The following is a 16,070-nucleotide window of genomic DNA, read 5'->3' as shown; positions in this document are numbered from 1 at the left end:
GGCCCGGTCGCCTGATTTCCATGCTGTGGGCAGGGCCCGGCCGGCAGGCCCGGCAACTGGAATGATCTTGCTGTGGCTGGTGTGATCACGACGTCCGAGCCGTCCTGGATAGCCCCGTTCTCCGGGCTGAGCCCTAGCGCCTTCGGCAAGTTGGTGACGGTGCTGCGGCGCCAGGGTGCGGACGCGGTTCGCAGGGGCCGGCCGTGGAGCCTTCCGCTGGAGGACGGCACGGAGGTGAAGCTCGGGGTCTTCCTGAGCAACAGCAAGAGCAGGCGCGCCAAACTCACCGCCGACAAACTCACCGCACTCGCCAACCACGGACTCGACTGGGCAGCCACAGACTGAGTTACTGAAGTGCAGGGGTGGGTAGCGGCCCGGCGTACTGCCCCCAGAGCCGCAGTCAAGCGGCCGCGGGCTCACCGCACTCGACTACGTCGGGACCGAGGTCCTGCCTTCGGAGCTCGCATGACCCGCGCCCGGGACCATTAGTGTCAGCAGGATGACTTCGATACGTTCCGACGTCCTGTCCCGCGCCCTTGACGCCCCAGCGGAGCCGTCCCTGAGGCCGCTGCCGCCCGCAGTGGCGGGACTGCTGCGCTCCCTTGCGGCCCCGCCACGGTTGGCGGCGCACCTGCGCGCGGTCCACGACGTCGCGGTCGAACTGACCGACTGGGTGATAGACCGGTACCCGGCCCTGGGAGTGGACCGCGACGCCGTTCTCTTCGGTGCGGCAACCCATGACGTGGGCAAGACCGTGCACCCAGAGGAGCTCTCCGGGCCGGGATCAGCTCACGAGGCATCCGGCCGAGACCTCCTTCTGCAGCACGGCTTCGCGCCCGGCCTGGCCAGGTTCGCCGCAACCCACGCAAGCTGGGACGGCCCCGACGTGACGATCGAGGACCTCCTCGTCAGCACCGCCGACAAGGTCTGGAAGGACAAACGCGTCCCCGACCTGGAGGACAAGCTCATGCAGACTCTGGCCGCCGCGACGGAACGCGAGCCCTGGGAGGAGTACCTCGCCCTCGATGACCTCCTCACCCGTCTCGGTGCGGACGCCGCCCATCGGCTGGCCTTCCAGGCGGCCTTCCCCGTCGACCAGTGACCCCTCCACACCCGGCCCTCAACCGCTGAAAGCTGCCTCCAGGCCGGCGCCGGTACGTCTGATGACCCTGGCCTCGGCTGCTGACGGTGGTGATCTAGGGAACGGCCGCACGGGAGCTGTTGCGCGCCTGGAAGGCCGAGGCTGCCGAGGGGCAGCACAAGCCGGGTGCTCAAGACGAGGAGGCGCAGGGGTCGTCCGACGGTTCGGGCTCTTCAGGGTGGAGCATGCAGCGAATACAGCGCCGGAGTCCCGGTTCACCGGATCCGGCGGCGGCCTTCACCCACGGCAAGGCGTCCATGGCGTGTACGCGTTCGTCTGTGGCGAAAGTGTTGATGGTCCGGTGGAGAACCTCGAGGGCGGGTTCGTCCGTGAGGCAGAGCCAGCCGATCGCCGCGGCCAGGCGTACTTCGGGCGCCTCTGTCCAGTCCTGCCACCGCTCACGGAGCCACCAGACGGTCGGCGGATGACCGGTGCGCTCAGCGCAGTCGGCGCACGCACATCGTCAGGTCGTCGGTGGGGTGCGCGCCGGCTCCGCCGTCGGGCGCAACGCGTGGCCGTTGCTCGCCCACCTCCACCTGCCAGTCTTGGTCGAATAGCTCCGCGACTATGGCGGGCCAGACGTTGTGAACCACAGGATCTGTCCGTTGCCGCGCAGCTCGTGGACCGCACTGCTGATCTGCGGCCACATGCCGTTGAGGGCTTCACCGAAGCCGTAGTGGATGAAGCCGGTCCTGTTCGGATCGGGCCATGGCGGGGTGGTGGTGTCCGTGAGCCAGTCCCGCATCTCCACAAGCTGGGTGCCACGGAACGCCGTGATGATCATCTGCGGGCTCGCCATCGTGTACGCCTGCGTGTCTGCCAGCGGGAATGGCGGCCGGGAGACACGTGTGGTGCTGCGCTTGGCGGCGGCTTGCTTGCAGCCGCTTGGCCAGGAATCCGATTGCTCCTTCGCGGCAGTCTGCGCATCCTGCTGGGATGCGCTTCTCTATTAACATCCCCAATTTCGGTGACTTCGCGGACCCCCGTAACGTGGCGACCGTGGCCGCCGCCGCCGAACAGGCTGGCTGGGACGGGCTCTTCCTCTGGGACCACGTACTGCATCGGCGACATCAGGGGCGCCCTTTCGCAGACCCCTGGATGCTGTTGACCGCGGCCGCGCTGGCGACCTCCCGGATCCGGCTGGGTACCCTGCTGACGCCGGTCCCCCGTTACCGTCCGCAGCAACTCGCCCGACAAGTGGCCACCCTGGACCACCTCAGCGGCGGCAGGGTGATCTTCGCAGCAGGTTTGGGCGGGCCGATAGAGGACGAGTACCACAGCTTCGGCGACACAGCCGAGCCACGCATCCTCGCCGAGCGGCTGGACGAGGGATTGGAGCTATTGAGGCGCTTTTGGTCCGGGGAGCCGGTGAACCACCACGGCCAGCACTACGAGGCCCGGGACGTGACACTGCTGCCCGCCGCCGTGCAGCGGCCCTGTCCTCCTGTGTGGATCGGCGGATTCTGGCCGCGTCGCCGGCCCATGCGGCGGGCAGCGCGGTGGGACGGGGCGGTGCCGCTCTTCGAGACGGCCCGGCATGGTCATCCGCCGGACGCGGCCGAAGTACGCGATCTGGTCGGATACGTTCGTAAGCACCGTGCGGCCGAGGCTGAACACCCCTTCGAGTTCGTACTCGGCGGCGCCACGCCCCCGGACGCGGCCAAGGCCAGGGACGTCGTCGGTCCGCTGCACGACGTCGGCGCCACCTGGTGGGACGAGCGACAGATCCAGACCGGACCTGACCTGGACCGCCTATCTCCAGTACTGCACCGCATCGAGGCAGGGCCGCCGCTGGTTTGATCAGCCGTTCGCGGGTGTGCCGGGATGTCAATTGGTCACCGGTGCGCGGCGTAGAGCGCGACATGGTAGTCGGCGGCCTCCCTGCTCCACTTCTCCACCCCGCGCGACGCCGCGACCATCGCCGCGTTCCTGCGCACACGGGTGTACCGGCCGGAGTCGCTGGTGTGGCTGGAGGGCTATCAGGCCCTCATTCGGTGGCGGGCGGAGAACGAGGTCACCGGTCTCTACGCCGTTCCGTATGACGTCGAGGTCGAGGTCGGCGTCACCAAGGACTTCCCGCTTGGCCGGTGGGTGCATCAGCAGCGGAAGGCGCTGCGGGCCGGGGAGCTGCGGGAGCGGCGCAACGTGCTGCTGGACGCCCCGGAGGCCGGGATGGTCTGGGAGCCGGGCGAGGAAGCGTGGGAGAACAAGCTCGCCGCGCTCAGGTCCTACCGGCGGGCAATGGGACACCTCGCGCCGCGTCAGGACGCCGTGTGGGGCGAGGGCGAGGCGATGGTGCCGGTCGGCCAGCACATGGCGAATCTGCGACGGAAGGGCGGTCTAGGGAAGGACGCGGAGCGGGCCGCCGTACGCGCGCAGCAGCTGGCCGCGGTCGACGAGGACTGGAACTGCCCGTGGCCGCTGCACTGGCAACGCCGCTACCGCGTCCTCGCCGACCTCGCCACCGACGAACCCGGCGGCGTCCTGCCGACCATCGCCCCCGGAGTGGCGTTCGACGGCGACGACATCGGACGGTGGCTACAGCGGCAGAAGAACCCGGGCACCTGGGCGCAGTTTCTCCCCGAGCAGCAGCAGCGGCTGTCCAAGCTGGGCGTACAACCCGACCAGGCCCCGGCCCCCGCCCCGGCAGCCGCACGTGCGACGAAGGGCCCGCGCAAAGCGCAGGCCGCGTTCCAGCGCGGCGCAGCAGCTCTGGCGCAGTACGTGGCCCGGGAGGGCCGCCTGCCCGCACGCTCCGCGGTCGAGGTGCTTCCCGACGGCGCCGAGCACCGTACCGGGATCTGGTACGGGAATCTGAAGACCCGACGAGACAAACTCACCGAGGAGCAGCTCGCCGCCCTCGCCGCCCACGGCGTGGACTGGGCGCAGTAGCGCGTCGCGTCCTGCCGGAAATCCGAGGGGAAAGGCACCTTAGGCCCAGCCGAGAACGCCCCCCGCGCGCCTCCGGCGGGACCTTCGCGCTGCTCCGCTCCCAGCAGCGGCCCCCCAGAGCGACGGCTGCGTCAAAGCCGCTGACGCGGCCGCCTGGGACCTCGCCGCGCAGGGTCTGACCTGCGGATTTACCCTCAGATACCTAGGATGGGCAGGCACCGTCGACGGCGTGGAAGCAGCTTCGGCTGCTTCGGCGACATCCGCTGACACACATGCTCAGGACGGCCCAGGGAGGGTGTTTCATGAGCGAGTCCGGCAACCCCAGTCAGCCCGAGAACCTGAATGAGTACAACGCCAGTCACATCCAGGTACTCGAGGCCCGCGAGGGGATACGCAGGCGCCCCGGCATGTACATCGGCTCGACCAGCGAGCGCGGCCTGAACCAGATGGTGTTCGAGGTAGTCACGTACGCCGTCGACGAGCACCTTGCCGGCCACGCCGACACCATCGACGTCACGATCACCTTGGACGGTGGCGTCCGCGTCGCCGACAACGGGCGGGGCCTGCCCGTCGAGGTGGAGGAGACCACGGGGATGTCGGCCGTCGAACGCGAGCTGACGGAGCTGTCCTTCCACTCCAGCCCCCACAGCGGCTACGGGGTGTGCGGCGGCATCAGCGGCCTGGGCCTCTGCGTGGTCAACGCGCTGTCGAGCCGGCTCACGGTCGAAGTCCACCGAGACGGCCACCGCTGGACCCAGGAGTACGAGAAGGGCACCCCGATCACTGCCTTGACGAGGCACGAGGAAAGCAGCGGCCACGGGACCACGATTACGTTCCTGCCCGACACAGGGATCTTCGAGACCACCCGGTACTCGTTCGCCGCACTGTCGCAGCGCCTGCAGGAACTGGCCTTCCTCAACGGCGGCCTGGCCATCTCACTCACCGACGAGCGTCCGGAGCGACCGGTCCGCTACCACCACACGGACGGCCTTCGGGCCTACGTCACCCACCTCACGCCCTACCCCCCGAGCCTCGTCCACTCCCCCGCCATCGCCTTCGAGTCAGAAAACCAGGACAAGACCATCTCCGTGCAGGTCGCCATGCAGTGGAACACCTGGTCCACGGGAGGATGCCACTCCTTCGCGAACAGCACCCGCACCCATGAAGGCGGCGCACACGAACAAGGCTTCCGTACCGCACTGACGGACCTCGTCAACGACTACGCACGGCGTCAAGGGCATCTGGGCACGGACGACGAAGACCTCACGATCGAGGCCATCCATCAGGGCCTGACTGCGGTCGTCTCCGTAAAACTCGCCCATCCCGTCTTCGAAGGCTCCACCAGAACCAAACTCGGCAACCCCGAAGCGGACGCCTACGTCCAAGAAGTCGTCCGCGAGCACCTCGCCGACTGGCTGCACCACCACCCCGACGAAGCCGCAGCCATCATCCGACACACCCTCAACGCCTCCACCTGACGTGCCAAGGAGCGACGAAGGATCCAGCCCGGGGGTAAGCCAACGCCACCATCCAGCAGCGCCTGGTGCCGGTCCGATTGTTCTACGACTTCCTCATGGAGGAGGGCCTGCGCGAGTCGAACCCGGTCGGCCGCGGACACTACACCCCTGGGTGCCAGCACCGCGGACTCGTGCCGCGGCTCACGAAGCTGCCATGGATCCCCAGTGAACAGCAGTGGCTGGGAATCCTGCAGGCCGCGCGAGAGGAGTCGGCCCGACACCACGCGACCTGGACCTGCTGGCGACAGCCCGCCTTCTGCCACTCGTAGACGTCCGACAGGGCGGGCAGGCACCGCACCGCGCTGATCTCGGCGACCTGGTCGGGCACCACCACGTGACGTTGAGCGGGTCTTTGCTGTCCCAGGTGGCGGTGAACCGGACTCCGGCCCACGGATGGCCCGGTCCGTCGGCGGAGAGGCGGTCGGCGAGCTGCCGGGCCGCGTCCGGCGTGAGCGGCGTGATGCGGCCGACGGCCCGCAGCCGGGCCGCGGGCGTCGAAGCGGCCCAGGACCAGGAGCTGCGGACGTTCTGGTGAGCTGGTGATGCCTCCGATGACTGCTTCGGTCGTCTCCCGCCGCCACTGGTGAAGTGTCGGTATCTGCAGCGTGCGCAATTCCGCGACACCGGTTGGCGTCGAGCATGGGTAGCGACAGCAGGTGTGCACCGGTTCGGGATGCGCTCAGGTCCGAAGCCGATGTACACGAGAACGGGGGACCCTGGCGTCGGTTCCGGGGCCTGTGAACCACACTGGGCTCAATGCACTCGCGAGGTGCTTCCCCGTCCGCGTACGGTCTGCCCATGACGAGGACCACGCCGACCAGACCTGTGCCCGTGGAGGCTGTGTTTCCAGAGCTCGCCGTCTATCGGCGAGCTGCCGCAACGTCAGATTGGTGCGCCAATATGCCGTGACCAGCAGAACCCTGTCCTCCAGCAGCAGACTCCACGGCCGACCCCGGTGAACCACATCTGCTCTATCGCGCCGCAACGCGGTCAGCAGCTTGCCGAAGCAGCGCGGGCTCAGCCCTGCGAACGGGGCTATCCAGGACGGCTCCGACGCCGTGATCACACTCGCCACTTCATGATCATCACTCAGACCGGCTCCATGCCTCGACAATCCCACAGCTACGCTGATCGGGGCAGTCCACAGTGAGCAAGACCGGGGGAAACCGTGAACCGACCGCTGCTGTTCCTCGACGTGGATGGGCCACTCAACCCCTACGCAGCCAAGCCGGAGAGACGTCCCGACGGCTACACCGCACTCCGAGTTCCCAGGAACGACGCCCACGAGGACGACCGGGGCCTCTCGTCCCGACGGCGCCCCCTGCGGGTCTGGCTCAACCCAGCGCACGGGCGAGCCCTACTCCAACTCGGCTTTGAGCTGTGCTGGGCCACCACATGGATGGACGACGCCAACCGGTGGATCGCACCGGTCCTCAGCCTTCCGGAACTTCCCTTCGTCGACTTCGGCGACGTCCTACTTCAAGAACGCCCCGATGGAGTTCACTGGAAGACCGGACCGCTGGTGAACTACGCACACGGCCGCCCTTTCGCCTGGGTGGACGACGAGCAGAGCGAGCTGGACCAGACGTACGTGACCGCCCACCACCAAGGGACCGGGCTCCTGCACCACGTCAACCCACGGATCGGCCTACGAGAGAACGACTTCCACACGCTCGCCGACTTCGCCCGGTCCCTGAGTACTTCACGAACCACCAGCTGAGCACCCCATCAGCTCTTCAGACTGCTCCGCACCCGGAGCCAAGATCTTTGCGGGACAGCCCTTAGCCAGACACGACACTGGCCCGCACAGCGTTTCGCCATACCCCGCCTACAGGGGCGACATCATGCCCACCCGCCAAACGACATCAATCTTCACCAGCGAAACGACACACAGAAACCACGACATCCCAGCTCAGCACCAGTGAAAACCAATGACGCGTACCTATGAACAACACACGACACCCATCACACAGATTTTTCAGCCACTCGCATATCCTGATGGAGTATCAAGCGGTTGCGGCTGTGGGTGGCGGGCCCGGGTGTCGTCGAGCTCTGCAGCTAGAACAGCCATCGCGCGCAGATGCGAGAAATACTTCGTCGCGTATGCGTCGTCACTGAAAATGGGAAGCACTTCCGCAAGTATCCGGGTTCGGGCCGTCAGGACCTCGCGGCGCCACTCGTCCAGCGGTCCCTCGATTGCTGAGGCGACACAACCGGACACCATCGTGTCCATCATCGCCATGCAGTGACCTCCGGGATCACGAGTGGTGAATCCGGGAGGAAACGGCCAGGGGCCGTACTCGGCGTACAGGCGTGACAGCCGATCTAGTTTCGTTTCCGTCATGTCTTCTATTCTGCTTCATAGCCACCGAGAATTGGACAGTCTCCCCGGGGCCTGGTCAAGCGCCCCTGCCGCTGGCAGAGCCGGCAGGGGCGCGGACCTAGGTCGCGGGGGAACGTCATTACCGAGGAGCCCTTGAAGAAGGGCTAGTACTCCAGCCGTAGATCGTGATCTTCATGGCTGGGTGGCCACTTGCCGCCGGTAGTGGCAGTCGCGGGCGCGGGCCTGGTGCCGTCGTCGCCAGTGTGACCAGCGCAGTCGGTACGCGAGGCCGTGGACCGGGCCGATCAGCGTTGTGAACAGGTGCTGGATCTCGTTGCCGGTCAAGGGAATCAGACCGTCGGGAGCGGGGCGGTCGCGGCGTTCGGTCGCTGCCGTGACGGCGAGGAAGGCGTGGGCGAGCATGGCGAGGGTGACCCATCGGTGCCAGGAGTGGAAAACCTCCTCGGGACCCCTCTTCCTGCCGATTTCAAGCGCCTCGTCGAGGAGTACCCCGGCTTCTGCCTCGACGACTTCCTGGGCGTCGGCATGTCCCCCGGGCAGGAACTCGCCTGGGCCCGAGCGAACCGCGAGAAGCGGCAGTGGTGGGACACCGAAGCGGCAGCTGCGCTGCGCCCTCCGGTACTGGCGCCGGGCAGCCTCATCTACTGGGGTGATTCACAGGAGGGGGACGAATTCCTGTGGAGCACCGTCGGCTCTGGCCCCGAGGACTGGCTGGTCACCGTCTGCTCGAGGAACGGGGCCTGGTGGCACTACGAGGGCGGGATGGTGCAGTTCCTGGCCGAAATCTGTGACGGCACGCTCGAACCATGGGCACTTCCTCCCGTCAGCCCAGAAGTCACCGATTGCGATTGAGTAATTCCCGCAAGCACTCATGACCAGGGAGGGGCCGGACACCTCTCAGCTGGCCCTCCGGTAGGAGGCGGGCCCGGCGAGACGGCGGCCGTACTGATCGTTTCAGAATGAGGTCGCGAGGCGGCGAAGGTGTATAGGGCGCCGCCGGTTGAGGCGAGGACCTACCGGGTCTGCCCCATGCAGTTCTGTCTCGCTGCCTGACCCACGACGGCAAGGCAGCCCCGTACAGGCTTGCCCGGCCAGCCTACGCACCGGACATAGTGTGCTCATGGATCGATTCGTGGGTCAGGGCCGCCTCGAATGGTGGGCCAATCACTCGATTTGCCTGGAGATGTACGACATCGACATCACCGACGCTGTCGACGTGGTCGGCCAGTGGCGAGCAACCGGGCGGCACGCCCACGCCCTTGACACGATCCAACGCGAGGGCTGGGACTTCCTCATGGAGATGGATCCCCACTTCTCCATTGCGTTTCCCGGTGAGGACCGCGGAGGGATCATGGTGCGAGTCGTCGAGGCAAGGGATGGAACCCTCACGCTCACGGAGACACCGGACTGGGACGGCTCGTGAACGTCACCTTCGACCTCACCTGGGGGCAGCTCGCAAGGGCAGGAGACCGACTTCCCTACCGTGCCACCGAGGAGATCCGCGCGTCGTTCGTAACGGATGCGGAGCCGCTTGAACTGGTGCAGCCAGGCGAAGGCGCGCTCGACCACCCAGCGCACATTGCCAAGCCCGGAGCCGTGCGCGACGCCGCGTCGGGCGATCGACGGCTTGATGCCGCGCTGCCGCAGCAGACGGCTTCCGGTCCGGCATGACTTGCTGGCGACGGCTTGCCGCGTGGCACGAGGCCAGTGCCTGGGACCGGCTCCACTCATGCCCGGGCCCTCGCCGGGGCCCAAATGCGGGCCCAGCCCGGTCGACCGCGCACGGCCTGGCAGCAAGCACCACGTCCTCGTCGACGGACAGGGCATCCCGCTCGCCGCGCTGACCGGCGGATACCGCAACGACGTCACCCAACTGATCCCACTGCTCCAGGCCGTGCCGCCCGTGCGGGGTAAGCGCGGCCGGCCCCGGCGCCGCCCGGACATGGTGCTCGCCGACCGCGGCTACGACCACGACAAGTACCGCCGGCTGGTCTGGGACCTCGGAGTGAAACCGCTGATCGCCCAACGCGGCACCGAGCACGGCTCCGGCCTGGGCACCCAGCGGTGGGTCGTGGAACGCGCGTTCGCCCACCTGCACTGGTTCCGCCGGCTGCGGATCCGCTGGGAGATGCGCGACGACATCCACGAAGCCTTCCTCAGCCTCGCCTGCAGTCTCATCTGTTGGCGACGGTTGAAGAGGCTGCCGACGTCCTAGCTCTCGCTGCCCGAGGAACCTCGAAAGCCACGATCTTCAACAACCGGGAAGGCCCGCTCGGCGCCCGCGGCCCATGCATCGATCTGAGCATGGGACGACCGGATGGCGTCGATCAGCGCCTCAAGCGCCGCGAGCTTCTCCTGGCTGACGTTCAGACTCAGATCCCGCATCGACACCTCGCGGTACGACATGCTCAGCTGCCACCAGAACCGCATGAGGAAGCGACACTCCTGCGGGTCGCGGTCGTCTGCCAGGCGATCATGGATGACCGCCTGGACGCGCCGCCTCTGTTCGTGCTCACGGAAGCCGTTGTTGAGGTCAGTCAGGGTCACGCCCGGACACTGGCAACCACACGGACCACCCCTCACGGGGCTATCAAGACGCCCGAGCAGACGTATTCCGTTAGGAGTTCTTAGCCTGGGCGGCCGTCCTGCCCTGAGAGGGCAGGGCGGCTGCGCAAGGCCCGCACCCTGGCCGTGGCCATCGATGAGTACGGCAGCACTGCCGGCGCGGCACGTTGGAGGACCTCGTCGAGGAAGTCGCGGGCGAGGTCCGCGACGAGCACGACCCGGCCGAGGCCCCCGACTTGATCGAGGTCCGGAGGAGGACGGCCGCAAGGTGTGGGAAGCGGACGGAAGCGTCCGCGTCGATGACTGGCCCAGATCGGTTTCGCCGTTCCCGAAGGCCCTTGCGAGACACCGACCGGCCTTCTCGCCAGCCCTCTCGAACGCATCCCCCTCGAGAGGACACCGTCACCGTGGACGGCTGACACCTCACCGTCCTGGACGTAGACCACCACCGCGCCGACCAGGTGACCACGCTTTGCGGGAAGGTGAGCCCACAGCCACCCCTATACTCAACAATGCGACTAGGTGCCTAATTGCCTAAAGATGGCCCTGCGCCACTTCCACCAGCAGCGTTGACGAGAGGCGGTCGGCCCCGTGTCCAGCAGTGGCTATCTGCGCTATGTCGCCCTGGGCGACAGTCATACCGAAGGGCTCGGGGACGGCGACGACGACCGTGGCCTTCGTGGCTGGGCGGACCGGCTCGCCGAGCAGGTCGCCCGCCACAGCCCCGGCCTGCTCTACGCCAACCTCGCGGTGCGCGGCCGTAAGGCCGGTCAGGTGCGCGCCGAACAACTGGCTCCGGCTCTCGCGATGCGGCCCGACCTCGCCACCGTGGTGGCTGGGGTCAACGACGTGTTGCGCCCGGGTTGCGACCTCGACGAGGTGGCCGACCATGTTGAAGCGATGTTCGCCGCCCTCACCGCGCAGGGCGCCACCGTCGCGACCCTCATGTTTCCCGATGTCGGGCGTATCACGCCACTGGCCCGCCCGATCGGTCACCGTGTTCTCGCACTCAACGCGCGCATCCGGGAGGCCGCCGACCGCCACGGCGTGGTGGTGGCGGAGACGGCCGCGTACGCGGCGGCGACCGATCCGCGGTTGTGGAGTGCTGACCGGCTGCACGCCGGCCCGCTGGGACACACGCGCATCGCGGCTGCCGTGGCCCAGGCGCTCGGTCTGCCGGGCAGCGACGACAAGTGGACCCTTCCCCTTCCGGCCGAGGGGACAGGCGCCTCTGTCTGGAGGACCGCGGGTGCCGAACTGCGCTGGGCCGGCACTTTCCTCGGCCCTTGGGTCGGCCGCCGCCTGCGTGGCCGCTCCTCCGGCGACGGCCGCCAGGCCAAGCGGCCGGCGCTGCTTCCGGTGGCCCCGTCCGATGGGAACATCTCCCCATCGGTGTGATGCTCGGGCTTACGACGACGCCACCGGCTCGTCGCGTTGAACTGGTGGACATCACCGGAGAGACCCGTCCGGCCGCTACCGTTCCTGGCCTGGAGCGTCTCCCGGATCAGTGCGGTCGGCCCGCCCGGCCGTATCGATACGCCGCCAGGGCTGTTGCGATCCCGGCCGGCGCCATCACGCAGGCAGCGACCCAGTGCCTGAGCTGCTGGCCTCGATTGGCCGCAGTGTGACCTGCTGGTCTACCTGGCGACGGCGAGGCCGTGCGCCAAAGACATGCTCGACGCGGAATCCGACCTGCTTGTGAGACGTGTAGTAGGGCTATTCGTCGAAGTGCCACCAGGGGAAATCGTAGGCCCGCAGGGGGGCCAGGGTTTCGCGGTGGCGGGCTCCGAAACCGATGGTCGCTTTGGCCTCATGGGCGCTAACGCTGGCCAGCAGCCCGGGGGCTGCATAGAACACGTTGCCTTCGTAGGTGGGCTTGTGGGGGCTGAGGGGGACTGCGTGCAGGAAGCTCCACAGCGGTTCGAGACGTTCGAGGGGCAGGACGAAGGTCCAGGCTTTGAAGGGTGCGTTGCCGCATGCTTGGTCGAGGGTGAACTGGAGAAGGAAGCGGCTGAGGGGTTCCACTTCGATGATCGTCTCCGGGTCGTCGTCGGAGTGCGGGTCCTCGGTGAGCCAGACAGGAGGGTCGGCGTCTTGAGGGCCGGTTTGAGGAGGCCAGGGGATGGACCAGTCCCTGCATCCCTGGTTCTCCACGGCGAAGACCAGCTGGCTGCCGTGCGGCCTTGTGACGTGCTGGGGGCGCAGGAGCATCGGGTGGCAGAAGCGGTAGAGGGCGGGACGTATGCGGGCCAGGTGATGGAAGGCGGCCAGTGCCGGTGGCAGAAGGGCGAGGACGTCGTCCGTGGGTGCATCCAGGTTCGGCGGCGATTCCTCGGCCGGGTACCACCCCAGGACCAGCATCTCCAACGCACGTACGGGGTCCGTGTCAACGTGGTCGATCCAGTCGACGAACAGCGGCGGCCCCTCGGGGGACGTGTCAGGGCACGGCGCGGTCCGGGACACAGAGGTGAAGGCCTTCCTGACCGCGTCGGCCCAGTCCGCTTTCGCGCCGTTGCCGAAAAAGCCGGCTTCCGGGGTACCCATGGTGTGCTCCTTGTGTTCATGCGTTCATCCGGATCCTGGCATGAGGTGCTGACGACGCTCACGGGCCAAGCGGGACGGCGGCCGAAGGCAGTCCAAGACTGCCGCCTCGAGGACAAGGGCGTTCACCATGCCATGCTCGGCATGGCCCACATGCACGACCTCGTCCTGGCCGGATAACGACGACCGCACCCACCGAGCCCGCCCCTGCCACTCGTGACTCAAAGATCATTGACGGGATAACCCTTAGGCGAACATCGGCTCGATAAGCGAGGTGAGAACCACTCGGGGATGGCCTCCGCCACCGCTTACTTCGGGCCTGGCACCCGACAGCCTCCCTCGGCCAGGCATATACGGCGCGCAGATAGGGCCGAAGGACCCTGCCGAGTCAGACTCCGGGTGGGCCGGTTCCTGCTGGGGCTCCCCAAGCCGGGCCCGGCAACTCCTGGCAGAGCGGATTCCACCGACCCCATACCGGCAGCGTGCTCGGTGGCTTCCCTGCACCAACTCGCTTTCGCTTCAGCCGCCACACATGTTCATTCGACGACTTCGACAGAGTCCGGCTTGGGAAACGGCATGACGTCCCAGCCCATCGGCCACCCTTGCCATCGCGGCTCCCCGGGTACAGCTTCGAGAATCCGTGGAAAGCACCCACCACTGGTGCGATTCATCGTCTCGATCGGGCCGCCCGACGGTGGCAGCACGGAACCGAACATCGAGCCCGTCGAGCTCCCGTTGCCGGATCACCCGCACCCGGGAGGGCAGCAGCGGCCAGACTCTGGCCAGTGCTCCTCGGCACCAGAAGGCATCGCCAAACTCCGGCGCACAGCCCGAATAGCCATCCTCCACGTCTTCCACGACACTGCTCCATGCTTCCAGCAGGGAGTTGAGCGTCCAGTGCTGTCCGCCAGCGCGAGGCCCAGCGCCGGCCAGAACGGCCGTGTCTGTCGCCTCGTACTCCTCCACGGTCAGGGGCGCCTCGCCGGCCGCGTTAGGTGTTCGATCCATGCGGCAACTGTCGCAGCTGGTGACGCACGGTCCTGACTGGAAAGGAGCCCAGGTCGCGACCGAGGGGCGGGGTGCGGGGTGCGGGACTACGCATGAGCGGGTTCCTCTAGGCGGGCCGGACTGTAGTGCACCGTTTCGCCGACCCGGCATTCTCGCCGACACACAGCAGCACACGGAGCCACAAGCAGTCACCAGATAACCCTGGGCCTGGGCGGCGAGGGCCCACGATGCTGCAGGACGCTCGCGCAGCGGCAGACCTCTTCCCTCGGCTAGTGCGAGGAAAGACACCGGTCTGCGGACGCCGAACGCTTCATGATCACGTCGAGGTATCAGGTAGGAAGGCATACGTCCGGAGCGGATCGAGGTGCAGCTCGTGCGGGCCCATGCAGTCCGCGGCGAGAGTGGCCACGCGCGCCCCGCACCTGCACTCCATGTTGCCGCCTCCGGTTCCAAGCGGTCCGCAGCACCCATGGTGAATGCCCAGCGAGCTGGTCAGCTGCAGGCTCGGCACGTCCTGCGGATGAACGATTACGGAGTTCCTGGATCCAGCAGGCACCATGCCGGTCATGCCAGGTGGCATGAGAAGCGTGCGGCTGCGCTGCACGTCCGCGGTCTGGATATCCGGGATTCTGAAGGGGGCGCCCCAGGGTTCGGGATCAATGGCATAGCTGCCTCGGGGGACTGTCGATGGCGCGAGCCGTGTCGTGCGGTGGCGGTCCTTGTCGTGCACGGAGACGTCCGGGACACCCGGAAGCTTTTGCAAGTCCGGGGTGAGTTCGGCACTGCACTTCGCGCAGTAGAAGACCGTCATACGAGCCCTTGTATCCCACCAACAACGTCGGTTGCGACTGGCCCGTGGTTGTGGTCGACGGCCACCGCCGACCAACAAGACAACTACACCATTCGATGGCCTCTTCAGCCCGCCTACCTGGGTGAATTGCGGCGCGACCGTGCTCCGCCCGGGCCACGAGTGCACCGCCGCGTTTCTCCCCCCGCCGGCGGCCTAGGCGTGTCGCGGCCAGCCCGAAACCTGGCGGCCGGAGCACGACTCCGCCCCTACCGTGCGGTAAGGGCGGCCTCGGCCCTCCGCGCGGCCCCGCCCGTCACGACCGCGTCGATCACCGCCGTCCAGGACCTCGACATGATCGTGGAGAGCGCGGAGTGCTCCTGCGACGCAGGTGACGACACCCCCCCACTGACCGACACTTCAGGCCCAGGCGCGCTGTCACGGTCGGGAGCGAGTGTCACGGGCTGCGGTCGCGTCCGTCCCGTGGGGCGAAGGCTGCGAGAGCGTCGGCGTCGGTCGCGCGAGCGTGCAGGTTGTAGTCAGCCCAGGCGGCGATGTCAGGGTAGGACGAGTCCTGGCTGAGTAGCGTGGCTGCGGCTTGGAGGTCGAAGTGCGTGGTGCGAAGTTCGACGCCCGGGCCCAAAAGGGCCCAGTGTGCTCCGGTTCTTCCGTAGGGCATGCCGACGCTGCCGGGGTTGATCACGAGTCGGCCGTGGGCGAGGCGGACGAACGGCATGTGAGTGTGGCCGCACACCACGGTGCGGATGTCGGCATCGAGTCCGTCGAAGACCTCCTTCCAGCGGTCGAGGCGGGAGTCGACCAGGACGACTTCCTCGTCGTCGCGAGGGGTGGCATGGCAGAACAGCACCTTCCCCAGGCCGTTCACGGACAGGGAGAGTGATCGTGGAAGTGAGCTGAGAAGGTCGAGATGGTCCTCGCGGAGTTGTTCGGCTGCCCAGGGGGCGATCGGGTCGGGGATCGTGTCGCGTTGTCCCCGGCGGTATTCGAGGAGTTCGCGGTCGGCGTTGCCGCTGATCCAGATGACGCGGTCGCCGAGGCTACTCAGCAGGTCGAGGACCTGCGCCGGCTGCGGGCCGGCGGTGATGTCGCCGGTGAGCACGATGCGATCGGCGGTGCTGATGTCGGGTTCGGCGAGTACTGCCTTCAGAGCCGGCAGGACTCCGTGGATGTCGGACAGGACGGCTACTCGGTTCAGCATGCTCACCACTGTGGGGTGAAGGCAACCGAGTGGTGTGATCTTTCGCCGGACGCGTA

15 protein-coding genes and 7 pseudogenes are annotated in these 16,070 nt (G+C 67.5%); 12 read left to right on the top strand and 10 right to left on the bottom strand.

From position 1 onward, the window contains the following. Nucleotides 1-72: 72 nt before the first annotated feature. Nucleotides 73-225: pseudogene (locus tag ACZ68P_RS27035) on the top strand (IS5/IS1182 family transposase); the annotation flags it as partial. A gap of 274 nt (nt 226-499) precedes the next feature. Beyond that, nucleotides 500-1,102, top strand: coding sequence for an HD domain-containing protein (locus tag ACZ68P_RS27030; protein WP_471010542.1), 603 nt, complete (start codon nt 500-502; stop codon nt 1,100-1,102). A 604-nt stretch (nt 1,103-1,706) separates the two neighbouring features. On the opposite strand, the gene ACZ68P_RS27025 is transcribed toward ACZ68P_RS27030, so the two are convergent. Next, entirely contained in the window at nt 1,707-1,940 is a 234-nt protein-coding gene (locus tag ACZ68P_RS27025) for a hypothetical protein (RefSeq protein WP_471010540.1), read from the bottom strand. A gap of 137 nt (nt 1,941-2,077) precedes the next feature. Between ACZ68P_RS27025 and ACZ68P_RS27020 the strand changes: the two genes are divergently transcribed. From ACZ68P_RS27020 to ACZ68P_RS27005, 4 genes and pseudogenes are all read left to right on the top strand, one after another. Beyond that, nucleotides 2,078-2,941, top strand: a complete 864-nt coding sequence (locus ACZ68P_RS27020; RefSeq protein WP_471010537.1) for an LLM class flavin-dependent oxidoreductase — start codon at nt 2,078-2,080, stop codon at nt 2,939-2,941. A 75-nt stretch (nt 2,942-3,016) separates the two neighbouring features. After that, nucleotides 3,017-4,033 (top strand): annotated as a pseudogene (locus ACZ68P_RS27015) (helicase associated domain-containing protein); the annotation flags it as partial. 302 nt (nt 4,034-4,335) lie between these two features. After that, nucleotides 4,336-5,511: an ATP-binding protein gene (locus ACZ68P_RS27010; RefSeq protein WP_471010534.1), complete on the top strand. Its 1,176-nt coding sequence runs from the start codon at nt 4,336-4,338 to the stop codon at nt 5,509-5,511. A 65-nt stretch (nt 5,512-5,576) separates the two neighbouring features. Next, nucleotides 5,577-5,819 (top strand): hypothetical protein, encoded by a 243-nt coding sequence (locus ACZ68P_RS27005; RefSeq protein WP_471010531.1) that lies wholly within the window; start codon nt 5,577-5,579, stop codon nt 5,817-5,819. Nucleotides 5,820-6,415: 596 nt separating this feature from the next. Here the strand turns inward: ACZ68P_RS27005 and ACZ68P_RS27000 are convergent. Next, nucleotides 6,416-6,625, bottom strand: a pseudogene (locus tag ACZ68P_RS27000) (helix-turn-helix domain-containing protein); the annotation flags it as partial. A gap of 93 nt (nt 6,626-6,718) precedes the next feature. On the opposite strand from ACZ68P_RS27000, the gene ACZ68P_RS26995 reads away from it, so the two are divergent. Beyond that, a complete protein-coding gene (locus ACZ68P_RS26995) occupies nt 6,719-7,270 on the top strand; it encodes a hypothetical protein (protein ID WP_471010529.1) in 552 nt (183 codons plus the stop codon). A 258-nt stretch (nt 7,271-7,528) separates the two neighbouring features. Here the strand turns inward: ACZ68P_RS26995 and ACZ68P_RS26990 are convergent, their stop codons facing one another. Then, complete coding sequence (locus ACZ68P_RS26990) at nt 7,529-7,894, bottom strand: hypothetical protein (protein WP_471010526.1); 366 nt, start codon at nt 7,892-7,894, stop codon at nt 7,529-7,531. Between the two features lie 171 nt (nt 7,895-8,065). Beyond that, nucleotides 8,066-8,323: pseudogene (locus ACZ68P_RS26985) on the bottom strand (IS701 family transposase); the annotation flags it as partial. Here ACZ68P_RS26985 and ACZ68P_RS26980 point away from each other — a divergent pair. Further along, on the top strand, nt 8,285-8,746 hold the full coding sequence (locus ACZ68P_RS26980) for an SMI1/KNR4 family protein (RefSeq protein WP_471010523.1): 462 nt from the start codon (nt 8,285-8,287) through the stop codon (nt 8,744-8,746). The pseudogene ACZ68P_RS26985 and the gene ACZ68P_RS26980 sit on opposite strands and share 39 nt — an antisense overlap. A 268-nt stretch (nt 8,747-9,014) precedes the next feature. After that, a complete protein-coding gene (locus ACZ68P_RS26975; protein ID WP_471010573.1) occupies nt 9,015-9,317 on the top strand; it encodes a hypothetical protein in 303 nt (100 codons plus the stop codon). Between the two features lie 71 nt (nt 9,318-9,388). Here ACZ68P_RS26975 and ACZ68P_RS26970 read toward each other — a convergent pair. Continuing rightward, nucleotides 9,389-9,541, bottom strand: a pseudogene (locus tag ACZ68P_RS26970) (transposase); the annotation flags it as partial. Nucleotides 9,542-9,546: 5 nt separating this feature from the next. On the opposite strand from ACZ68P_RS26970, the pseudogene ACZ68P_RS26965 reads away from it, so the two are divergent. Further along, nucleotides 9,547-10,109 (top strand): annotated as a pseudogene (locus tag ACZ68P_RS26965) (IS5 family transposase); the annotation flags it as partial. Here the strand turns inward: ACZ68P_RS26965 and ACZ68P_RS26960 are convergent. After that, on the bottom strand, nt 10,106-10,441 hold the full coding sequence (locus ACZ68P_RS26960; RefSeq protein WP_471010520.1) for a hypothetical protein: 336 nt from the start codon (nt 10,439-10,441) through the stop codon (nt 10,106-10,108). The pseudogene ACZ68P_RS26965 and the gene ACZ68P_RS26960 sit on opposite strands and share 4 nt — an antisense overlap. A gap of 117 nt (nt 10,442-10,558) precedes the next feature. Here ACZ68P_RS26960 and ACZ68P_RS26955 point away from each other — a divergent pair. Both ACZ68P_RS26955 and ACZ68P_RS26950 read left to right on the top strand, forming a co-directional pair. Beyond that, nucleotides 10,559-10,875 (top strand): annotated as a pseudogene (locus tag ACZ68P_RS26955) (hypothetical protein); the annotation flags it as partial. A 175-nt stretch (nt 10,876-11,050) separates the two neighbouring features. Beyond that, nucleotides 11,051-11,857, top strand: a complete 807-nt coding sequence (locus ACZ68P_RS26950) for an SGNH/GDSL hydrolase family protein (protein WP_471010517.1) — start codon at nt 11,051-11,053, stop codon at nt 11,855-11,857. A 318-nt stretch (nt 11,858-12,175) separates the two neighbouring features. Here the strand turns inward: ACZ68P_RS26950 and ACZ68P_RS26945 are convergent, their stop codons facing one another. From ACZ68P_RS26945 to ACZ68P_RS26930, 4 genes are all read right to left on the bottom strand, one after another. Continuing rightward, nucleotides 12,176-13,003 (bottom strand): hypothetical protein, encoded by an 828-nt coding sequence (locus ACZ68P_RS26945; RefSeq protein WP_471010515.1) that lies wholly within the window; start codon nt 13,001-13,003, stop codon nt 12,176-12,178. A gap of 516 nt (nt 13,004-13,519) precedes the next feature. Beyond that, complete coding sequence (locus ACZ68P_RS26940) at nt 13,520-14,008, bottom strand: hypothetical protein (protein ID WP_471010513.1); 489 nt, start codon at nt 14,006-14,008, stop codon at nt 13,520-13,522. Nucleotides 14,009-14,324: 316 nt separating this feature from the next. Continuing rightward, nucleotides 14,325-14,819, bottom strand: a complete 495-nt coding sequence (locus tag ACZ68P_RS26935; RefSeq protein ID WP_471010512.1) for a hypothetical protein — start codon at nt 14,817-14,819, stop codon at nt 14,325-14,327. Nucleotides 14,820-15,252: 433 nt separating this feature from the next. Then, entirely contained in the window at nt 15,253-16,014 is a 762-nt protein-coding gene (locus ACZ68P_RS26930) for a metallophosphoesterase family protein (protein ID WP_471010510.1), read from the bottom strand. Nucleotides 16,015-16,070: the final 56 nt, after the last annotated feature.

The organism is Streptomyces sp. NPDC036822, assembly GCF_055609145.1.
Note: the sequence above shows the minus strand (reverse complement) of the source record. Positions and strands in the feature narration are given on the sequence as shown.

What these genes read in the sequence shown, in the direction of transcription:
- ACZ68P_RS27025 (WP_471010540.1), bottom strand. Translation starts at nt 1,940, where the DNA reads ATGGCGAGCCCGCAGATGATCATCACGGCGTTCCGTGGCACCCAGCTT.
- ACZ68P_RS26935 (WP_471010512.1), bottom strand. Translation starts at nt 14,819, where the DNA reads ATGACGGTCTTCTACTGCGCGAAGTGCAGTGCCGAACTCACCCCGGAC.
- ACZ68P_RS26945 (WP_471010515.1), bottom strand. Translation starts at nt 13,003, where the DNA reads ATGGGTACCCCGGAAGCCGGCTTTTTCGGCAACGGCGCGAAAGCGGAC.
- ACZ68P_RS26940 (WP_471010513.1), bottom strand. Translation starts at nt 14,008, where the DNA reads ATGGATCGAACACCTAACGCGGCCGGCGAGGCGCCCCTGACCGTGGAG.
- ACZ68P_RS26975 (WP_471010573.1), top strand. Translation starts at nt 9,015, where the DNA reads ATGGATCGATTCGTGGGTCAGGGCCGCCTCGAATGGTGGGCCAATCAC.
- ACZ68P_RS26990 (WP_471010526.1), bottom strand. Translation starts at nt 7,894, where the DNA reads ATGACGGAAACGAAACTAGATCGGCTGTCACGCCTGTACGCCGAGTAC.
- ACZ68P_RS27010 (WP_471010534.1), top strand. Translation starts at nt 4,336, where the DNA reads ATGAGCGAGTCCGGCAACCCCAGTCAGCCCGAGAACCTGAATGAGTAC.
- ACZ68P_RS27020 (WP_471010537.1), top strand. Translation starts at nt 2,078, where the DNA reads ATGCGCTTCTCTATTAACATCCCCAATTTCGGTGACTTCGCGGACCCC.
- ACZ68P_RS26930 (WP_471010510.1), bottom strand. Translation starts at nt 16,014, where the DNA reads ATGCTGAACCGAGTAGCCGTCCTGTCCGACATCCACGGAGTCCTGCCG.
- ACZ68P_RS27030 (WP_471010542.1), top strand. Translation starts at nt 500, where the DNA reads ATGACTTCGATACGTTCCGACGTCCTGTCCCGCGCCCTTGACGCCCCA.